17 protein-coding genes are annotated in these 17256 nt (G+C 49.6%); 10 read left to right on the plus strand and 7 right to left on the minus strand.

Annotation, left to right across the window (positions count from 1 at the left end):
• The first annotated feature begins 138 nt into the window (after window positions 1–138).
• The 3 genes from ABC831_RS07765 (at window position 139) to ABC831_RS07775 (ending at window position 2096) form a co-directional block, all read left to right on the plus strand.
• A complete protein-coding gene (locus ABC831_RS07765) occupies window positions 139–843 on the plus strand; it encodes an acyl-[acyl-carrier-protein] thioesterase (protein ID WP_343247644.1) in 705 nt (234 codons plus the stop codon).
• 86 nt (window positions 844–929) lie between these two features.
• Window positions 930–1763: a CvfB family protein gene (locus ABC831_RS07770; protein WP_343247645.1), complete on the plus strand. Its 834-nt coding sequence runs from the start codon at window positions 930–932 to the stop codon at window positions 1761–1763.
• A gap of 99 nt (window positions 1764–1862) precedes the next feature.
• Window positions 1863–2096, plus strand: a complete 234-nt coding sequence (locus tag ABC831_RS07775) for a polya polymerase (protein ID WP_343247646.1) — start codon at window positions 1863–1865, stop codon at window positions 2094–2096.
• Between the two features lie 86 nt (window positions 2097–2182).
• Here ABC831_RS07775 and ABC831_RS07780 read toward each other — a convergent pair whose 3' ends face one another.
• Window positions 2183–3046, minus strand: a complete 864-nt coding sequence (locus tag ABC831_RS07780; protein WP_343247647.1) for a MurR/RpiR family transcriptional regulator — start codon at window positions 3044–3046, stop codon at window positions 2183–2185.
• Window positions 3047–3092: 46 nt separating this feature from the next.
• Window positions 3093–3962, minus strand: a complete 870-nt coding sequence (locus ABC831_RS07785) for a ketose-bisphosphate aldolase (RefSeq protein WP_343247718.1) — start codon at window positions 3960–3962, stop codon at window positions 3093–3095.
• 298 nt (window positions 3963–4260) lie between these two features.
• Here ABC831_RS07785 and ABC831_RS07790 point away from each other — a divergent pair, with 298 nt between their 5' ends.
• The 5 genes from ABC831_RS07790 (at window position 4261) to dhaL (ending at window position 8574) form a co-directional block, all read left to right on the plus strand.
• Complete coding sequence (locus ABC831_RS07790; protein WP_343247648.1) at window positions 4261–5454, plus strand: hypothetical protein; 1194 nt, start codon at window positions 4261–4263, stop codon at window positions 5452–5454.
• A gap of 81 nt (window positions 5455–5535) precedes the next feature.
• Window positions 5536–6393 carry a sugar phosphate isomerase/epimerase family protein gene (locus tag ABC831_RS07795; RefSeq protein WP_343247649.1) on the plus strand — a complete coding sequence of 286 codons (858 nt, stop codon included), beginning with the start codon at window positions 5536–5538 and terminating at the stop codon, window positions 6391–6393.
• Between the two features lie 44 nt (window positions 6394–6437).
• Window positions 6438–6896 (plus strand): ribose 5-phosphate isomerase B, encoded by a 459-nt coding sequence (gene rpiB / locus ABC831_RS07800; protein WP_343247650.1) that lies wholly within the window; start codon window positions 6438–6440, stop codon window positions 6894–6896.
• Window positions 6897–6921: 25 nt separating this feature from the next.
• Entirely contained in the window at window positions 6922–7920 is a 999-nt protein-coding gene (locus tag ABC831_RS07805) for a dihydroxyacetone kinase subunit DhaK (RefSeq protein WP_343247651.1), read from the plus strand.
• Window positions 7921–7932: 12 nt separating this feature from the next.
• Window positions 7933–8574, plus strand: coding sequence for a dihydroxyacetone kinase subunit DhaL (dhaL, locus tag ABC831_RS07810; protein ID WP_343247652.1), 642 nt, complete (start codon window positions 7933–7935; stop codon window positions 8572–8574).
• Window positions 8575–8684: 110 nt separating this feature from the next.
• Here dhaL and ABC831_RS07815 read toward each other — a convergent pair whose 3' ends face one another.
• From ABC831_RS07815 to ABC831_RS07835, 5 genes are all read right to left on the minus strand, one after another.
• A complete protein-coding gene (locus tag ABC831_RS07815; RefSeq protein WP_343247653.1) occupies window positions 8685–9776 on the minus strand; it encodes a substrate-binding domain-containing protein in 1092 nt (363 codons plus the stop codon).
• 101 nt (window positions 9777–9877) lie between these two features.
• On the minus strand, window positions 9878–10858 hold the full coding sequence (locus ABC831_RS07820) for an ABC transporter permease (RefSeq protein ID WP_343247654.1): 981 nt from the start codon (window positions 10856–10858) through the stop codon (window positions 9878–9880).
• A gap of 12 nt (window positions 10859–10870) precedes the next feature.
• Window positions 10871–12382, minus strand: coding sequence for a sugar ABC transporter ATP-binding protein (locus ABC831_RS07825; protein WP_343247655.1), 1512 nt, complete (start codon window positions 12380–12382; stop codon window positions 10871–10873).
• A 26-nt stretch (window positions 12383–12408) separates the two neighbouring features.
• On the minus strand, window positions 12409–13917 hold the full coding sequence (gene xylB, locus ABC831_RS07830; RefSeq protein ID WP_343247656.1) for a xylulokinase: 1509 nt from the start codon (window positions 13915–13917) through the stop codon (window positions 12409–12411).
• Window positions 13918–13935: 18 nt separating this feature from the next.
• The gene (locus ABC831_RS07835; RefSeq protein ID WP_343247657.1) at window positions 13936–15258 is read right to left on the minus strand and encodes an ADP-dependent glucokinase/phosphofructokinase; all 1323 of its coding nucleotides are present in this window, start codon (window positions 15256–15258) and stop codon (window positions 13936–13938) included.
• A gap of 375 nt (window positions 15259–15633) precedes the next feature.
• Here ABC831_RS07835 and ABC831_RS07840 point away from each other — a divergent pair, with 375 nt between their 5' ends.
• Window positions 15634–16323 carry a zinc ribbon domain-containing protein gene (locus tag ABC831_RS07840; RefSeq protein ID WP_343247658.1) on the plus strand — a complete coding sequence of 230 codons (690 nt, stop codon included), beginning with the start codon at window positions 15634–15636 and terminating at the stop codon, window positions 16321–16323.
• 337 nt (window positions 16324–16660) lie between these two features.
• Entirely contained in the window at window positions 16661–17248 is a 588-nt protein-coding gene (locus ABC831_RS07845) for a class I SAM-dependent methyltransferase (RefSeq protein WP_158351237.1), read from the plus strand.
• Window positions 17249–17256 lie beyond the last annotated feature (8 nt).

The following is a 17256-nucleotide window of genomic DNA, read 5'->3' on the forward strand; positions in this document are numbered from 1 at the left end:
GTTTAAGGGACTAACAGACTGAAAGATTAACAGGCGGAAAGATTAACAAGCGGAAAGATTAACAAGCGGAATGATTAACAAGCGGAACGCTTAACAGGCTGAATGACCATAGGAATTAGATGAAAAGAGGGCGTGAGAATGTATCAGTTTGAGAGCAGAGTGCGTTACAGCGAAGTAGGAGCCGACGGGCTGCTGACATTAAATGGAGTACTGAACTATTTTCAGGACTGCAGTACCTTTCACTCCGAAGATGTAGGGCTTGGAGTGGAGCACTTGAAGGAAAAGCACAGGGCGTGGCTGCTGAGCTCCTGGCAGGTGGTAGTTGACCGGTATCCGGGCCTGGGAGAAAAGATCGTGGTGGCGACCTGGCCTTATGATTTTAAGTTATTCTATGGGTATCGTAATTTCGCGCTGTTCGGCCAGGATGGGGAGAGGCTTGCGTATGCCAATTCGATCTGGGCGTTTATCGATACGCTGACCGGGCACCCCACGAAGATCAAAGAGGCAGATGTGGCGGCCTACGGAGAGGACCCGAAGCTTGAGATGGATTATGCTCCGAGGAAGGTGGCCGTGCCGGAGGAATGTGTGCCGGCAGCGGAATTCCCGGTGCGCAAGTACCATATCGATACCAACCAGCATGTAAATAACGCGCAGTACATCCAGATGGCCAGAGAGTGCATTCCGCAGATCTATCCGATTCATGAAATGCGCGCGGAGTACCGCAGAGCTGCGGTCCTGGGTGATATGATATTCCCGGAGATCCACAGGGGGGACGGAAGCGATACGGTCCTGCTGTGTGATGGACAGAAGAACCCGTATGCGGTGGTTCAGCTGATGAGATAGACAAGGAACGTGATGTGGCCGCGATGTGCCAATGGGCCCATGGGCGGATAGTTTTGTGCATAAGATGCACTGGACGGAGGAAGACGATGTTTGAATTGGGTAAGAGGCAGACACTGAAGATGGTGAAAAGAGTGGAGTTCGGTGCCTACCTGGGAGAACAGGAAAATGCGGAAGACCGGGTGCTGCTGCCGATACGTCAGGTGCCGGAAGGCCTGGAACATGGGGATGCGATTGAAGTATTTCTCTATAAGGATTCCAAGGACAGGCTGATCGCAACCACCAGCCGGCCATTGCTGCAGATCGGAGAGATAGCCAGGCTTAAGGTGGCTGAGACCGGTAAGATCGGCGCTTTTTTGGACTGGGGGCTGGAAAAGGATCTGCTGCTGCCGTTTAAGGAGCAGACAGCGAAGGTCGGCGAGGGTGACGAGGTGCTGGTTTCCCTGTATGAGGATAAGAGCAGTCGTCTGTGCGCCACGATGAAAATCTATGAATATTTGTCCAAGCAGACGCCCTATACGATCGGGGATAAGGTGGAGGGAACGGTCTATGAGCTCAGCGACAGGTTTGGCGCATTTGTGGCTGTGGACGATCATTATTCCGCGCTGATACCGGCGAAAGAATGCTTTGGGGAATTTCATGTGGGTGACCGGGTCAGCGCCCGTGTGACCGCGGTGAAGGAAGACGGTAAGATGGACTTAAGCGTGCGCCGGAAGGCTTATCTGCAGATGGACGCGGATGTGGAAGCCGTTCTGAAAGTGATGGAGAGTTACGGCGGAAAGCTCCCGTTTAATGACAAAGTGTCGCCGGAAGTCATCAAAAAAGAATTCCATTTAAGTAAAAATGCCTTTAAACGGGCAGTGGGCAGACTTTTAAAAGCCGGGAAAGTAGAAATAACCGATAACGGGATTCTGTTAAAGTAACAAATATCAACAAAGATTCACAAAGTTTCAAAAAATAGTTGCATTCCGACGGATTTCAGCTATACTGTAGGTAGAATATAAAGAGAGGAGGAGAATTGAATGAAAGTCCAAAACATAACAGATATTGATAAATTCTTCCAGGTAGTGGATGGCTGTAAAGGTAAAGTGGAGTTAGTAACAGGCGAAGGTGACAGACTGAACCTGAAATCCAAGCTTTCCCAGTATGTATCGATGGCGAATATTTTTTCTAACGGAGAGATCCCTGAGTTAGAGATCATCGCTTACGAAAAGGAAGACATTGATAAATTGGTAGCATTCATGATCAATGGTTGATAAAATGCCGTGACCCCATATGCAGAAATAGGGATCACGGCATTTTTTATTCAAAAAAGAGTTTCGCTTGCGAAACTCTTTTTCATTTATAATTTAGTTTCGGCCAAAATCAGTTCGATTTCGTCTAAATGGGAATTTAATCCATCCGGCAGAGTACCCAGCCGGATCTTCTCTCGGTGCTGAATAAAATACAGCAGCGCATCACTGACCGCGATCTCACAAAGCGGGGAATCCGGCCCCTTAGAACCAAACAGGCTGTTTTCCGCCGTGGAAAGCAGGACATAATCAGCATCCTTTGACAACAGGGAATGTTCTTCCGCTGTTATGGCGATGATCTTCATTCCCATCTTTGTAGCCACATTCACTGCCTGCAGAACCTGCTTCGATATCCCTGACCGGGATATGGCGATCAACACGTCATCAGGCTTTCCCAGGCTGATGTGGTTTAGAAAATGTTCCGCTATTGAGGTGCAGTAGGAAGCGATTCCAAAACGCTCCAGCCGGAAGCTCAGATCCAGGGCGATCGGGATCGTATTGCCGACAGCTACCACATAGACGAGCCTGCTTTGGCTGATGATGGATGCGCACTCTAATAATAATCCGGACTCCAGCCGGGGGATCATGGCACTGATATTACGGGAGCTCTGTTCAAATACCTGCTTGACCGAATCCATATCAGGATTCGAACTGCTGGCTTCGAACCGGCCGTCCCGCCCCAGATCACCAGACAGGATCAGACGCATCTGGTAATATCCCTGATAGCCGATATGTTTACACATCCGGATAACAGTCGCCTCGCTGGCGCCGCTTTCATTGGCCATGCCGGTTACATTCAGCATAACAGCCTTCTGCGGATTCTTTCGGATACAGTCTGCCACTTTTTTTTCTGCAATAAAAAGCTGGTCATAGTAGAGATCGATATTCTCCAGTACTGTTTTATGTTCTTCCATGCAGCCTCCATCGGCCCGGTATCCGCAGTTATCTGTACAGCTAAACCTACAGCGTATAATACTTCATCTTATCATCATCGTTAAATAGTTCGATTTTCTGATAAATGATTTTCTCCATAGCGGCAACACTATCCGGATAAAGTTCAAAAGGCTCTCTGATTTTTTCGTCATTGTTAAGTGTTATCCTAAGCTGCTGATAGAAAGCATCTTTTATGTCGGAAGATATGTTGATTTTGTTTATTCCGCGTTTTACCGACTCTGCGATTTCAGAATCTTTATTTGCGGAGCCGCCGTGAAGAACGAGCGGTACCGAAACCTTACTCTTTATTTCGGATAATAATTCCTGTTTTAGTTCAGGCTTGAAGCCAGGAGGGTAGATGCCATGGGCTGTTCCGATCGCAACAGCTAATGTATCACATCCTGTCCTCTCCACGAATTGCACCGCGTCAGCCGGATTGGTGTAGATAATATGGTCCGTACCGCCTTCTGTATCACCCAGGGTGGTGCCGATGGTCCCTAATTCAGCTTCCACAGATACGCCGAGAGGATGTGCGATAGCAACCACTTTTTTGGTGATTTCGATATTTTCTTCAAAAGGCAAGTGGGAAGCATCTATCATAACAGAAGTAAATCCATCCCGAATCGCGCGTTGAATCTGTTCGATCGTGCTCCCGTGGTCCAGATGGATCACCATGGGGACATGGGATTTGTTGGCCCGGTCGATACACATCGCAAGAAAGCTGTCGCCCTGAAAGGACAGCTCGTCGGGATGTATGGCTAATATTACAGGTGCTTTCTTCTTCTCACAACATTCTACAACAGCATTTAGTATTTGTCCAGTACCGATATTAAAGGCCGGAACTGCAAAGTTATGCTGGTTTGCCACTGCTAAAAGCTCTTTCATGTTCATTAACATAGTTACTTCTTCCTCCTGAAATAAATTTTCAATGAAATATTTTTTCTTAGAAATCCCCATTTCTAAATATAAGTGACCTTTTGCTGCGCTTATAGCTATATATTAGCGGATATTCTCTGGTCTTGTCAATGTTTTCGTGAAAAAAATTTTTATATTTATTTACTTTTACTACATATCATGCTAATATCAAAGCAGAAATCCCTATTTCATGAAATTTTATTTTTTCTATCACAAGAAAACACAAGAGAAAAAAATGAGAGCAGGATATTACGCTATTTTAATTAGGAGGGAATTTGAAATGTCCGATATCAGAACGGTATTTAATAACGGCGGTGGAATATTACAATTGACACCTACCTGGGTGCCCAGGGGATTCAATGAGCCGGGCCACCGGCTTAGGCTGCATCCGGATGACTGCTATGCATTTGGAATGGACCGGGGGGGAATCTGTGAACGCTGGCTGGGAAGCGTTACCGTAGCGCTGAACGGCCCCAAGACCGGGCCTACGGAAGGGATGAGCTTTGTGCTGGCGGATAAAGCTTCCGGATCAAAGATATTGTTCGCCGACTGTGTCAGTGAGCTGGGAGCCGATCTGATCGGAGCAGATCTCCAGAAGGAATACGGAACGTGGCCTACTTTTGCGAAGCTTTACGATTATGATAAGCCTCTGTTCCACCACCTTCATCTGAAAGAAGAGCAGGCCAACCGGATCGGTATGCACGGAAAACCGGAGGCTTATTATTTCCCGGTGCAGTATAACGCCTATCTGGGCCGGTTCCCGCTGACCTATTTCGGATTCGATCCTTCTACCACAAAGGAGGAGGTTATGGAATGCCTGAGAAACTATGATATCTGCGACAACCGGATCACAGAGTTATCCAGAGCTTACCGTATCCAGCTGGGAACCGGGTGGTATACACCGGCAGGCGTAATTCATGCACCGGCATCTCTGGTCACCTATGAACCCCAGTGGAACAGTGATGTGAATACGATCATGGAAAATGTGACCATGGGGGAGGTGAATCCCCATAACCTTCTGACAGACTGCGCGCCGGAGGAAGAAAAAGATGACCTTGACGCGATCTTCGGACAGATCGACTGGGAAGAAAGTACCCGGCCGGATTATAAAGAAACGTATTTCCGGGCTCCAAAGGTAAAATGCGAATCTGCCGCAGGGGCGGAAAAATGGGTCGCATACGCCAATGAGTGGATAGCGGCAAAGGAAACCACGGTGCTCCCAGGACAGACCTATACGCTTAGGGACAAGGCATGTTACTGCGCGCTGGTCGCCCAGGGACATGGCACCTTTGGAAGCTTCGAGTGCGAGGCGCCCGGGCTTCTTCGCTTCGGGGATATCTCGGGGGATGAATTTTTTGTGTCGGCCCAGACGGCAGAAAAAGGGGTTGTAATTGTCAACACCAGCAGTTATGAACCTTTGGTGATCCTGCAGAATTTCGCAAATAATAATCCCGAGGTTCCCGCTTGCGTTTAATCCGGGGCAGGCGTTTGTGAAGATAACGCGGGTGTTATTTCCTATTATATAAAGAGGCGTAAAAAGAACGGAGGATCTGTTATGTATTTTAAATTTGGTGTAGACAGCTTTATATGGGCCGAGAACTTCAGCGAAAAAGATCTGTGGATCATCCGGAAGGCAAAGGAACTGGGCTTCGAGGTGGTTGATTTTGCGATTGCTGATCCCTTTGCCTTTCCGGTTGATGCCGTAGAAAAAGAATTAAAGCGGGTTGGGATCGACTGCGTATGCACCACGACCCTGACTCTGGGGACCAATCCGATCTCGCCGGACCAGACGGTCAGGGAGAAGGCGCTGGAAGCGATGAAGAAGGCGGTGGATATCTGTAACCAGCTGTCCGCCCCGATCCTTGGAGGCGTCAACTATGCCGGATGGGGATATCTGACGAAGAAGCCCCGGACACAGCAGGAATGGGACTGGGGTGTGGAAAATATGCGTCAGGCAGCCGCCTACGCGAAGGAAACCGGGAATGTGACGATCTGTGTAGAGTGCGTGAACCGGTTTGAAACCCATTTCCTCAACATCGCAAAGGATGCTGTGCGCTTCTGCAAAGAGGTGGGGACAGGCAATGTCAAAGTCCATCTGGACTGCTTCCATATGATCCGGGAGGAGAAAAGCTTTGCCGGCGCCGTGCGCACATGCGGGAAGGAGTATCTCGGTTATATCCATGTAAATGAAAATGACCGGGGGATTCCCGGAACCGGTTTGGTACCCTTCCGGGAATTCTTCCTGGCCTTGAAAGAGACAGGGTATGAGGGGCCGCTGGTCATCGAATCCTTTGATCCAAGCTTCGAGGAACTGGCTGGCAACTGCGCGATCTGGCGGAAATTCGCGGATACCGGTGAGGAGCTTGCCGTGAAAGGCCTTTCCAATTTAAAAGCCATTGCCGCTGAGCTGTAGGCGCTGTATAAAGAATATTTGTATTACATAGTCAGGAGGCTGTCATGAATATTGCAATCGGCTGCGATGAAGCGGCCTATCAGTTAAAGATGGTGATGATCCGCCATTTAAAAGCACAACCCGGAGTAGATGTGACGGATTTTGGAGCGCAGGCAGGGGAAACCGTACTCTATCCGGATGTGGCTAAAGCGGTGGCAGAGGCGGTAGCCCGGGGGGATTATGACCGGGGTATCCTGTTCTGCGGCACAGGCATCGGTATGTGTATTACCGCGAATAAGGTTCCGGGAATCCGGGCGGCTGTCTGCCATGACCCTTTCAGCACGGAGCGCGCGAGAAAAAGCAACGATGCTCAGATCCTCTGCATGGGGGAACGGGTGATCGGCCAGGAGCTGGCCGAATACCTGGTGGATATCTGGCTTCAATGCGATTTTTCAGGGGGAGGCAGTGCCCCAAAGGTAGAACGGATTAAGGAGATTGAACGCTCCTATTATGAAAAAATATAAATGTTTAAAGGATGTGATGACTCGAATGAATCGGATATTTAACAAGGCTGATTATATGGTGGAGGACATGCTGAAAGGGTTCCGGGAGGCGAATAAGGATATCGTGGCTCCCACAGAGAATCCCAGGGTACTCAAATATAAGCAGGCGCCAATTCCGGGCAAAACCGGCATCGTTACCGGCGGGGGCTCCGGCCACAAGCCGGCCTTCATCGGATATATCGGCATGAACCTCTGTGACGCGGCTGCCGCAGGGGAAATTTTCTCTTCCCCCACAGCAGCAGCTTTTTTGGATGCCTTCAAAGCGGCAGACGGGGGGAAAGGAGTCGCCTGCCTGTATGGGAATTATGCCGGTGATAATATGAACGTCAGGATGGCTGTCCGTAAAGCAAAAGCACTTGGTATTACAGTGAAAACGGTAGTGGCAAACGACGACTGCGCATCGGCTCCCAAAGACCAGCCGGAGAAGCGCCGCGGTGTCGCAGGGGAAATCCTGATGTGGAAGGTGGGAGGCGCCAAAGCCGCTATGGGGGCAGACCTGGATCAGGTCATAGCCGCTGCCCAAAAAGCCATGGACAACACCCGCTCTGTGGGGATCGGAACCGCTCCCTGTACGATTCCTGCTGTAGGACATCCGAATTTTATCATTGAGGAAGGAACTATGGAAGTGGGGATCGGACATCACGGGGAACCCGGTATCAGGATAGAACCGCTCAAATCCGCTGACGGGATCGCGGCGGAGATGCTGGATCTGATTCTGCCCGACCTTCCGTATGCCGCGGGGGACGAAGTGGCAGTGCTGCTGTCGGGTTTGGGCGCGACTCCGGTTATGGAACAGTATATAGTATATAAGAAGGTGGCGGAGATTCTGGCCGACCGGGGCATCACGGTCTACAAATCGTATGTGGGGAATTATTTTACCTCTCTGGACATGATGGGGGTTACGTTGACCCTGATGAAGCTGGATGAAGAATTAAAGGAATGTATTGATCTGCCGGTAAACTCGGTCGGTTTGAAACAACTTTAGAGGAGGTGTGACATGGCATTTCGCAATGAGACTGCAGGGACTGTCATCCTGGACCTGATCTCCACCATACAGTCCAATAAGGATTATTTAAGCGAGGTTGACGGGAAGATCGGTGATGGCGATCACGGCATTAATATGAACAAAGGGTTTAGCATCACCGAAGAGAAGCTGGCGGGACGTGACTTCTCCATGTCAGAAGGCTTCCAGGTGCTGGGGGAGACCCTGATGGAGGAGATCGGCGGGTCGATGGGCCCGCTCTACGGCGTATTTTTTGAAACGCTTTCACAGACCTGCGCTGGTATGGAAAAGATCGATGAAAAGGTCTTTGGTGATATGCTTCAGAATGCTGCAGAGGCCGTCCAGGAGATCGGTGATGCCCATGTGGGGGATAAAACCCTGATGGATACTTTGCTGCCTGCCCTTGACGCTTATAACGCGGCCTGCGCGGAAGGGAAGAGCTTCACGGAAGCGCTGGATGATATGCAGCAGGCGGCAGCGGACGGCTGGAGGTCCACAGAGGATATGGTTGCCCGAATCGGGCGTGCCAGCCGGTTGGGGGAGCGCAGCCGCGGGGTTCTGGACGCCGGGGCTACCAGCTGCTATCTGATCCTGGATTCCATGGCCCGGTCTATAAAAATGTTATTTCTGAATTAGGAGGGGCCTGTCCCCTCTCAGCGTATGCAGAACAGCCGTAAGTGCGTATAACACTTACGGCTGTTTTCAGATATACTTTTGATTGATATGGACTGGAATTTACTTCTTTCCTATTTCAGATATTGGTCTACATTGTCCTTGGTTACCAGTACGAACGGAACGATATTTTCTTTCTCGAAGGGCTGACCTGCGATGATCGCATCGATAACGCTGACTGCCGCTTTTACCTGTCCGACGCCATCCTGGAGAACGGTTGCGCCCATTTCACCGGCTTTTACCATTTCCAAAGGTTTCTGGTTGCCGTCGACGCCAACGCATACGATATCTTTTCTGCCGGCATCGTTGCAGGCTCTTTGAGCTGCGGAGGACATATCATCATTGTCACAGATGATGGCTTTGAGGTCGTCGCCGTATTTGTTCATCATATCTGTAGCCACGTTGGCCGCTTTGTCAGCTGCCCAGTCACAGGGGAAATCACCGACGGATTCGAATTCCGGATGATCTTTCATCGTATTGGCAAGGCCCTCTCCACGCTGGATCTGTGCGGAGTTGCCGATGATACCCTGGCAGTGTGCATATTTTCCGCCGTCGGGAACCTGCTCGATTACCCATTTCGCCAGAAGCTCGCCTGCATATACGTCGTCGGAACCGCAGTAGGATACCGCAGCTTTATCCGTGCTGTCTGTCTTGGAGTTTACAACGATTACATGGATGCCTGCATCCGCCATCTTGGTTACGGCCGGATCGGAAGCGGTTGCTTCTGCCGGAAGAATAATGACCATATCACAGTTCTTCGTGATACATTCATCGGCACGGTCGATCTGCTTGTTGGGATCGGTCTCGCCGTCCAGGATGCCTGTCCAGTCGTCGATCTTGCCGTCTTTTTTCATCTGGTCAAAGATTTCCTGAGCTGCGGCATTGATGGGGGCATGGAACGGGTCAACCAGGTTCTTGGAGATGTAGCCGATGGTTATTTTGCCGTCCCCGTTGACATCTGCCACAACGTCTGATGACGAGTCGGCGGGTGCCGCTGCGTCGGTTGCTGCAGGTGCGGGTGTCTCCGCTTTGGCCGGAGCCTCTGTCTTAGCCGGTTCCGGTGCGGCAGCGTCTGCCGGGGCCTCTTCCTTCGCGCCGCAAGCAGTCATACCAAGTACCATAACGCCTGCTAACAACAGTGCCAAACCCTTTTTCATGTTTTTCATTTCTTTTCCTCCTTTTGGAATGGTTTTATCGTAAATCCCCGATCCCGGGGCCTTTACTTCTCATATCTGACGGTCATCTTAACGGTCATCTAAATGGTCATCTAACCCTTTTTCCGGTTCAGAACCATATCCAGTAATACCGCGCCGATAATAACCGCGCCTTTGGTCATGGACTGGTAATAGGACTCGATGCCGATCAGGTTCATGCCGTTGTAAATAAAGCCGATGATAAAAATACCCATGACAACGCCGGGGATAGTGGCAACACCGCCGGCAAAGGATGTACCGCCCAACACGCAGGCTGCAACCGCATCTGTCTCATAGCCGATACCGATGTTGGACTGGGCGGATGACGTTTTGGCGGTAAAGATAATGCCTGCGATACCGGCCAGCAGGCCGCTTATGGTGTAGGCTCCAACCTTTGTCCAGAATTCGCTGACACCGGATGCGATAGCCGCGTGGACATTTCCGCCCACCGCGAATATATAGCGGCCGAACTTGGTCCAGTGAAGCATAATATATACCACGACGGTTACGACAAATAAAATTACAATGGGCAGCGGTATCGGTCCCACTTTGGACGAATAAATATGCTGAAAGGTCTCGCTGGTCAGCGGTATTGCATTACCGCCGCTGATTACCTGCGCCAGGCCCCGGATAATCAACTGGGTGGACAGCGTAACCACGAACGGGAACATATTAAACCTGGCTACAAAAAAGCCATTCAGGAATCCAAATGCGGTCGAAGCCAGCAGGGCGATCAGACAGGCCAGGAACGGATTTACGCCGAAGTTCGTAATAAACTGGCCGAGAATACAGCTGACCAGAGCTAACTGAGCGCCTACGGACAAATCGATCCCTCCTGTGGTGATGACCAGACACATACCATAGGAGATCATACCGTTGATGGATACCTGAGTAGCCACGTTGATAAAGTTCTTCGCGCTGCGGAAGGCCGGCTCCATAATTGAAATAACGATAATCATAATGAACAGGACTACGCCGATTCCGTATTTCCCCATAAACATACGGAACTTATCCCTGTCGATACCCAACACTTTCTTTTCTTCTTTAACCGCCATTATTTTCTCCTCCTATTTACCGCCAAACTCCTTGGCCAGAATTTTTTCCTGTCCCATGACACCGCTTACGATCTCCTGCCTTAAAACTTCCCCGTTTAATTTACCCTCATGATAAATGAGGATCCGGTCACTCATTCCCATAACTTCGGGAAGCTCTGAAGAAATCATGATTACCGCCATGCCCTTTGCCGCGAATTCGCACATGAGGGAGTGGATCTCTGCTTTCGCTCCCACATCCACGCCCCGGGTCGGCTCATCCAGGATCAGAACCTTGGGATTTGCCATAAACCATTTGGCAATGACTACCTTCTGCTGGTTCCCGCCGCTTAAGGAAAAACCGTCATGCTCGATACTGGCGGCCTTGACCGTAAGCATTTTTGCCACATCATTGCACTCTTTTTTTTCGCGCTTCTGATTGATCAGAAGACCTCTCTGCCTGGCCGGCAGATTGGGCAGGGAGATATTTTCCCGTATAGACCGGAACAGGCAGAGGCCATATTCCTTTCTGTCCTCGTTCACCATACAGATCCCTTTTTTGATAGCCGCCCTGGGACTTTTGTTAACGATTTTTCTGCCCTCTAAATACATCGAGCCGCTCTTGATCTTATCAAGCCCGAAGATAGCCCGCATAGTCTCGCTCCGACCGGAACCGACCAGGCCGGAGATGCCCAGGATCTCCCCTTTATGTACCTCAAAACTGATGTTTTCAAAACCATTTCCGGTCAGATTTTCAACCTTGAACACCGTCTCCCCTATTTCGCAGTCCGTTTTCGGAAATACGTTTGCCACATTGCGGCCGACCATCATGGAGATCAGTTCATCTTTTGTCACGTCTCCCAGGTCGCAGCTGTTTACATAGGTACCGTCCCGGAATACGGACACCCGGTCGCAGATCTCAAAGATCTCATCCATCCGGTGGGAGATATAGATAACGGCCACCCCTTTGTCTTTTAATTCCCGAATGGTCCGGAAGAGATGTTCCGTCTCTTCACTGTCCAGGGAGGAGGTGGGCTCATCCATTATGATCAGTTTCGCATCGCAGGAAACTGCCTTGATAATCTCGATCATCTGTACCTGGGCCAGGGTCAATTCCTGCATAAGAGTTTTGGGACCGAAGGGGAAATCAAATTTCTCCAGGATTTCCGCGGCTCTGCGGTTCTGCTCCTTTTTGTTCAGGAGGATACCGCCCAAGGTATTTTCCCTTTTCAGGAAGATGCTTTCGGCAATGCTGAGATATGGTTCAGGATTCAGTTCCTGATGGATCATTGATATGCCTGCCGCAATCGCTTCCACGGGCCCTTTTACCGAATAGGGCTGGCCCTCAAACGTAATGGAACCGGAATCTGCTTTATACAGGCCGATAATTGTTTTCATCAGTGTGGATTTACCCGCCCCGTTTTCGCCCAGGAGCGCGTGGACCTCGCCCCTGCGTACGTGCAGCTGTACGTTGGAAAGTGCCTGGGTACCGCCGAATGCCTTCGATATTCCCTCACATTCCAGAATGTAGTCCTCTTTTTTCTCCATACCTGCTCACTCCTATATATTATTCGCTAATTCGGGTTCCTTCCTAATAACGTCACTTGTTCGATCGTGCTCCTGCTATCCCGGTAGGCTTCTTTGAACAGCCGGTAATAATCCTCATAGATGCGGTGATTCCTTTCGCTGGGAGTGACCGTCAGATCCCGGTACCTTACGGCCTGCCTGCAGCCTTCTTCTATGCTTTGATATATCCCGGCCCCTGTTCCCGCCGCGATTGCCGCGCCCAGACATGCCTGTTCTTCCGTGTCCGCGACCTTCAGGGGTACCCCGTAGATATCAGACTGTATCTGAAGCCATGGAAGGCTTCTGGCCCCTCCGCCGGATGCGATCACACGATCCGCCTGAAGCCCCAGCCCCCGGCAGACCTCCATGCATTCCCGAAGGGCAAATGCCACCCCTTCCATAACGGCTCTGGTCATCTCGGCCCTTCCGGTGTTCAGGCTTAACCCAACGAACATCCCGGTCAGATTAGGGTTGATATGAGGGGTCCTCTCGCCGGTCAGATAAGGGAGGAACAACAGCCCGCCGCTCCCCGGGGGAGCCGAAGCTGCCTCTTTGTTAACCTGACGGTAATCCGCCTGCCGGAGCACTCCGTTGATCCATTTCAGGGACAGACCTGCGCTCATGATTGCGCCCATGGTGATCCAACGGTCCCTGGAGTAGCCGCAGAAGGTATTTGTATTTAATGCAGGATTGGCTACCGGTGAAGCGCTCTGGAAGCAGACCTGTCCGCTGCTTCCCACATTTACCGTGGCAGAACCCGGTTGTATGCTTCCATTTCCGATCGCCTGCATGACCTGGTCGCCGCCTCCGGCGATGACGCATGTGCCGGCCCGCAGACCGGTCTCTTTGGCCGCCTGTTCTGTTACTGCTCCTGCGATATCCGCCGTACCACAGCATTTGGGAAAATAGTCAGCCGGGATACCCAGGGTTTCCAGGATCTTCCCGGACCAGCAGCCCCTTTTGATGTCAAAGGCCAGGGTCGCGGAGGCGTCGGAATAATCGGAGGCGATGGTCCCTGTCATCCGGAACCGGATATAGTCCTTTGGAAGCATGACATAGCGGATTTTTTCATAATTATATGGCTCTTCCTCTCTTACCCACATCAGAGAGGGGAGCAGGAATCCCGTATAGACCGGATTCATGAAATATTCCCGGATCATCTCGATTCCCAGTTGAGCTTTTATGTATTCCACCTGCCTGGAGGACCGGGCATCACAGTGGAGGATCGCCGGCCGTACCGGCCGGTAAGAGCTGTCAAGCATGACAGCGCCGTGCATCTGGCCGGAAAAACTGATTCCCCGGATCTCATGTGAAGGGATTCCGGCTGTTCTAAGCGCCTCGGCCGTGGTTTCGCAGCAGGCCTGCCACCATTGGCCGGGTTCCTGTTCTGCGTATCCGTTCAGGGGAGAATCAAACTGATAGGACCTGGCGCTGATAGATTTTACATGACCTGTTTCATCCATGATGAGTGTCTTTAAGCTGGATGTTCCAAGATCGATTCCCATTAGATAAGACATGGAAGGCACCTCCTTTGTTTATTTCAGAAAGCTGGTATGTACCCCTGCTACAAAGGTATCCCCCAACCCTATCGTATACTTCGGCTTTTCCAGATACCGTGACGGCACGAGACAGATATACTCATCGGCCTGCGTCTGTGCCAGCTCTTCGAAGAACCGGAGGCCTGTCGGGCTTAAATCCATCTTCAGGCTTTCCGTACACATCTCAATGGTTCCGTATCTTCCAAGACGCGCCCTGGTCGCCGACATCAGGTTCCCAATGGTCAACCCTTTTTCTATATCGACACCCGGTAGCCGGGCACCGAAATACATGGCGTAATCTTTGGTATGGAGGACGATTCCGCGTACCGGAAAGCTCTGCAGCATCACCCGGAGCCCATCCAGTACGTTTGGCAGGCTCCCCTTGTCCAGGTCCTTCCCGAACCTCTTAAGCTGGGTGCCAAGCTCTTCTTCGTTCATTCCCAGGATGTCCGCATATCTGCTGACCGAACGGTACAGCAGTTCCTTCACGTCTAAGTTGATATAATCCGCGCCTTCGAAATAGAGAATGAAGCCGGGGTTGGCTTTTTTAAGTCTCTCGTAATGGGGGCACAATATGTCCAGCCGTTCCTGCATAATCTGTTTGTCAACTACCGCGTCAAAACCGGCAATCAGATAAGCGCTGATATCACAGGGATGTCTTTCCCAATAGCTGAGAAAAGGATCGGGGATCGGAACTGCTTTATGTACCGAATCACAGAAGAGGATCAGCCGGTTTGAGACCGGAATGTCATATTCCTTTCCGCGGATCTGTAATTTGTCGCCTTTGGTAAACTGGAGAATCATATGGTATAGCGGCGGTTCCTTCCGCGCATGTCCTTTCATGGGTACCAGGTGTCCCTCTTCATCCACGAACCGGATATCTCCATGTTCCAGTTTTTTACAAACTTCAGGGGAATGGTCTGTCATCTGGACGACTACCGGAATCCCCAGTGTCCCCAGGGCTGCCGCTCCCTGCGCCCCGTTGCCTCCCAGGCCGTATTCCAGGTCAAAGGTCTTCTCCAGATATTCGCAGACGCCGATATCGGCAACCTCGACGCTTCCGCCCATCCCTTTTATCAGAAATTCACTGGTAATGCGCGCGAAGTCTTCCATATTGCGGATGACTTCTTCGCTTTCCCATGAGGGTTCCTCCAGCAGAAATTCGTCTAAGATCCGGTTAAATTTATGGATATCCCATTTAAAAATCACATCCAGATTGCTGGTGTAACCGAATACCAGATGCTTTTGCAGATTTTTGGCATTGGCAATGTCATCTTTGAGTTGTCCCAGATACTTTTCATATGCATCAAGATAAGCCATTTTCTTCTCCGTTTTTGCTTATTTAATTCATTTCTGAATTTATTGTATATAAAAAGTATATTCACGCAAAAGCCATCTGTCAACAAAATTATGAAATATTTTTTTTATAGCAACTCTGGATTTCGTTAAATTAAATAGTATATTTCTATATTTGCAAAGCGATTTTTGTCTAATTTACCCATTAAATATAAAATTTTATTTCTTACAGACGTTTTCACGCACTAATTCATGAAACTATTAGGGACATGGTGACGGACCTTGGAAGGAGGATTAACGGGGGAGCCGGTACTATGAGGTTCTAAGATTATTACAGTGGACTATAAGGTAAAAAAGGAATACAATAAACTTATAAATATAAAAAAGGGGGGGAATCTTATGTATTGTGTGAAGTGCGGCGCTGAGATTTCGGAGGGCAGCGGTGTCTGTACAAATTGTGGCGCAGACACACCCTATGCAAGTTCGGAGGCTGGTCAGGAAGTACCTCTGCAGGATGTTCGGGAACCGGAAGGTTTAGCGGGTGGAAATCCGGGACCGGTCCCGTCTAAAAATAAGAAGAAGCTGGGTCTTATATTGGGAGCGGCGGGAGTTGCGGCTGTTATTCTGATCATCCTAGTAATTTCGTTGATATCCGGAAATAAAAGTGACGGATATTATAATGGAGTTAAATGGGGAACATCCATGGATGATGTTATGGATAAAATAGAAGGGAAATATGAGATCGGTAAAGACGGCACTACCGTAGTTGAATATTTTACAGGATTTGGAGAATTGAAAACAATGGAAGGCGGCGCGCAATACATTTTTCAAAATGACAGGCTCGTTGCAGTTTATGTTCTTCTAAATGTCGGCGGTTCTGATGTGGATTATGATGATGCCATGCGTATCACGCGCCAGGATTTGGAAAAATTGTATGGAGATTCAACTCTGGATGATGAATATAGCGCCATCGATGTGGAATTATACCAATGGAAGACCAAAAAGAGCGATATTGCTCTAACGGGAATGGAGAATGAAATATTGGCTGTTATGTATAAAGACATTCGTGTAGAGAATGTGGATATGTAATAATAGTCCGTTTGCCTTGCTGGATTAAAGCCGCTTCATGGGACCTGAAAAGGTGTTATTATGAAGCGGCATTTTTGATTTTCTGGCTCTACACTAATTAGGATTCTGGTTTTGGGATTCTGGTTTTAGGATTCTGGTTTTGGGTTTTTGGTTTAGGGTTTCTGGTTTTGTTTTTGGTTTTGTTTTCTCCCTTTGTTTTCAGCTTTGTTTTCAGCCTTACACTCCCTTTGTTTTCAGCCTTGCGATAGCGATTGCATTTTTATAACAGGCTTGTTATAATAATTCTATCTAAGTATTTTCTGTTATAGCATATAAAGGAAGGGTGTAGGAGATTACATTGGATTCAATTGATTATTACAATAAGTACGCTGCGGCCTATTACGAAAGTACGGTTGATCTTGACATGTCGGAGGCGCTGGAACGTTTCGTCAAGTATCTCCCTGAAAACGCGGAAGTGATGGATCTGGGATGCGGATCGGGAAGGGACTCTTTGTATCTGGAGGAAGCAGGCTTTTACGTAACCGCGGTCGACGGATCGGAAGAAATGTGCAAGCTGGCGGAGATCAATCTTGGTAAAGAAGTCCTGAATATACGGTTTGAGGAACTGGATTTTGACGGTGTATTTGACGGGATCTGGGCTTGTGCTTCCCTGGTGCATGTGGAAAAGGACAAAATGGAGGGCGTGCTGAACCGGGTGTTCCGGGCGCTGAAGCCGGATGGGGTATTATATATGTCCTTCCGCTTCGGGGATTCCCATGGGTTTGACAACGGCAGATATTATTATGACTATACGATCGCCTCACTGGCGAAGGTGCTTCAGAAATCCGACGATGTGGAGACGCTGGAGATCTGGAAGTCCAATGATGTACGCAGCGAGAGAAATACAAAGTGGGTAAATGTAATCGTAAAAAGGATTATAGAATAAAAGCGGAA

The sequence above is a fragment of the Diplocloster hominis genome (assembly GCF_032380655.1).
Lineage (GTDB): Bacteria > Bacillota > Clostridia > Lachnospirales > Lachnospiraceae > Diplocloster > Diplocloster hominis.

Bases quoted from the DNA above. Each gene is read 5' to 3' on its own strand.
- ABC831_RS07805 (WP_343247651.1), top strand. From the start codon at position 6,922: ATGAATCGGATATTTAACAAGGCTGATTATATGGTGGAGGACATGCTG.
- ABC831_RS07840 (WP_343247658.1), top strand. From the start codon at position 15,634: ATGTATTGTGTGAAGTGCGGCGCTGAGATTTCGGAGGGCAGCGGTGTC.
- ABC831_RS07770 (WP_343247645.1), top strand. From the start codon at position 930: ATGTTTGAATTGGGTAAGAGGCAGACACTGAAGATGGTGAAAAGAGTG.
- ABC831_RS07775 (WP_343247646.1), top strand. From the start codon at position 1,863: ATGAAAGTCCAAAACATAACAGATATTGATAAATTCTTCCAGGTAGTG.
- xylB (WP_343247656.1), bottom strand. From the start codon at position 13,917: ATGTCTTATCTAATGGGAATCGATCTTGGAACATCCAGCTTAAAGACA.
- dhaL (WP_343247652.1), top strand. From the start codon at position 7,933: ATGGCATTTCGCAATGAGACTGCAGGGACTGTCATCCTGGACCTGATC.
- ABC831_RS07765 (WP_343247644.1), top strand. From the start codon at position 139: ATGTATCAGTTTGAGAGCAGAGTGCGTTACAGCGAAGTAGGAGCCGAC.
- ABC831_RS07815 (WP_343247653.1), bottom strand. From the start codon at position 9,776: ATGAAAAACATGAAAAAGGGTTTGGCACTGTTGTTAGCAGGCGTTATG.
- ABC831_RS07795 (WP_343247649.1), top strand. From the start codon at position 5,536: ATGTATTTTAAATTTGGTGTAGACAGCTTTATATGGGCCGAGAACTTC.
- ABC831_RS07780 (WP_343247647.1), bottom strand. From the start codon at position 3,046: ATGGAAGAACATAAAACAGTACTGGAGAATATCGATCTCTACTATGAC.
- rpiB (WP_343247650.1), top strand. From the start codon at position 6,438: ATGAATATTGCAATCGGCTGCGATGAAGCGGCCTATCAGTTAAAGATG.
- ABC831_RS07790 (WP_343247648.1), top strand. From the start codon at position 4,261: ATGTCCGATATCAGAACGGTATTTAATAACGGCGGTGGAATATTACAA.
- ABC831_RS07785 (WP_343247718.1), bottom strand. From the start codon at position 3,962: ATGTTAATGAACATGAAAGAGCTTTTAGCAGTGGCAAACCAGCATAAC.
- ABC831_RS07835 (WP_343247657.1), bottom strand. From the start codon at position 15,258: ATGGCTTATCTTGATGCATATGAAAAGTATCTGGGACAACTCAAAGAT.
- ABC831_RS07825 (WP_343247655.1), bottom strand. From the start codon at position 12,382: ATGGAGAAAAAAGAGGACTACATTCTGGAATGTGAGGGAATATCGAAG.
- ABC831_RS07820 (WP_343247654.1), bottom strand. From the start codon at position 10,858: ATGGCGGTTAAAGAAGAAAAGAAAGTGTTGGGTATCGACAGGGATAAG.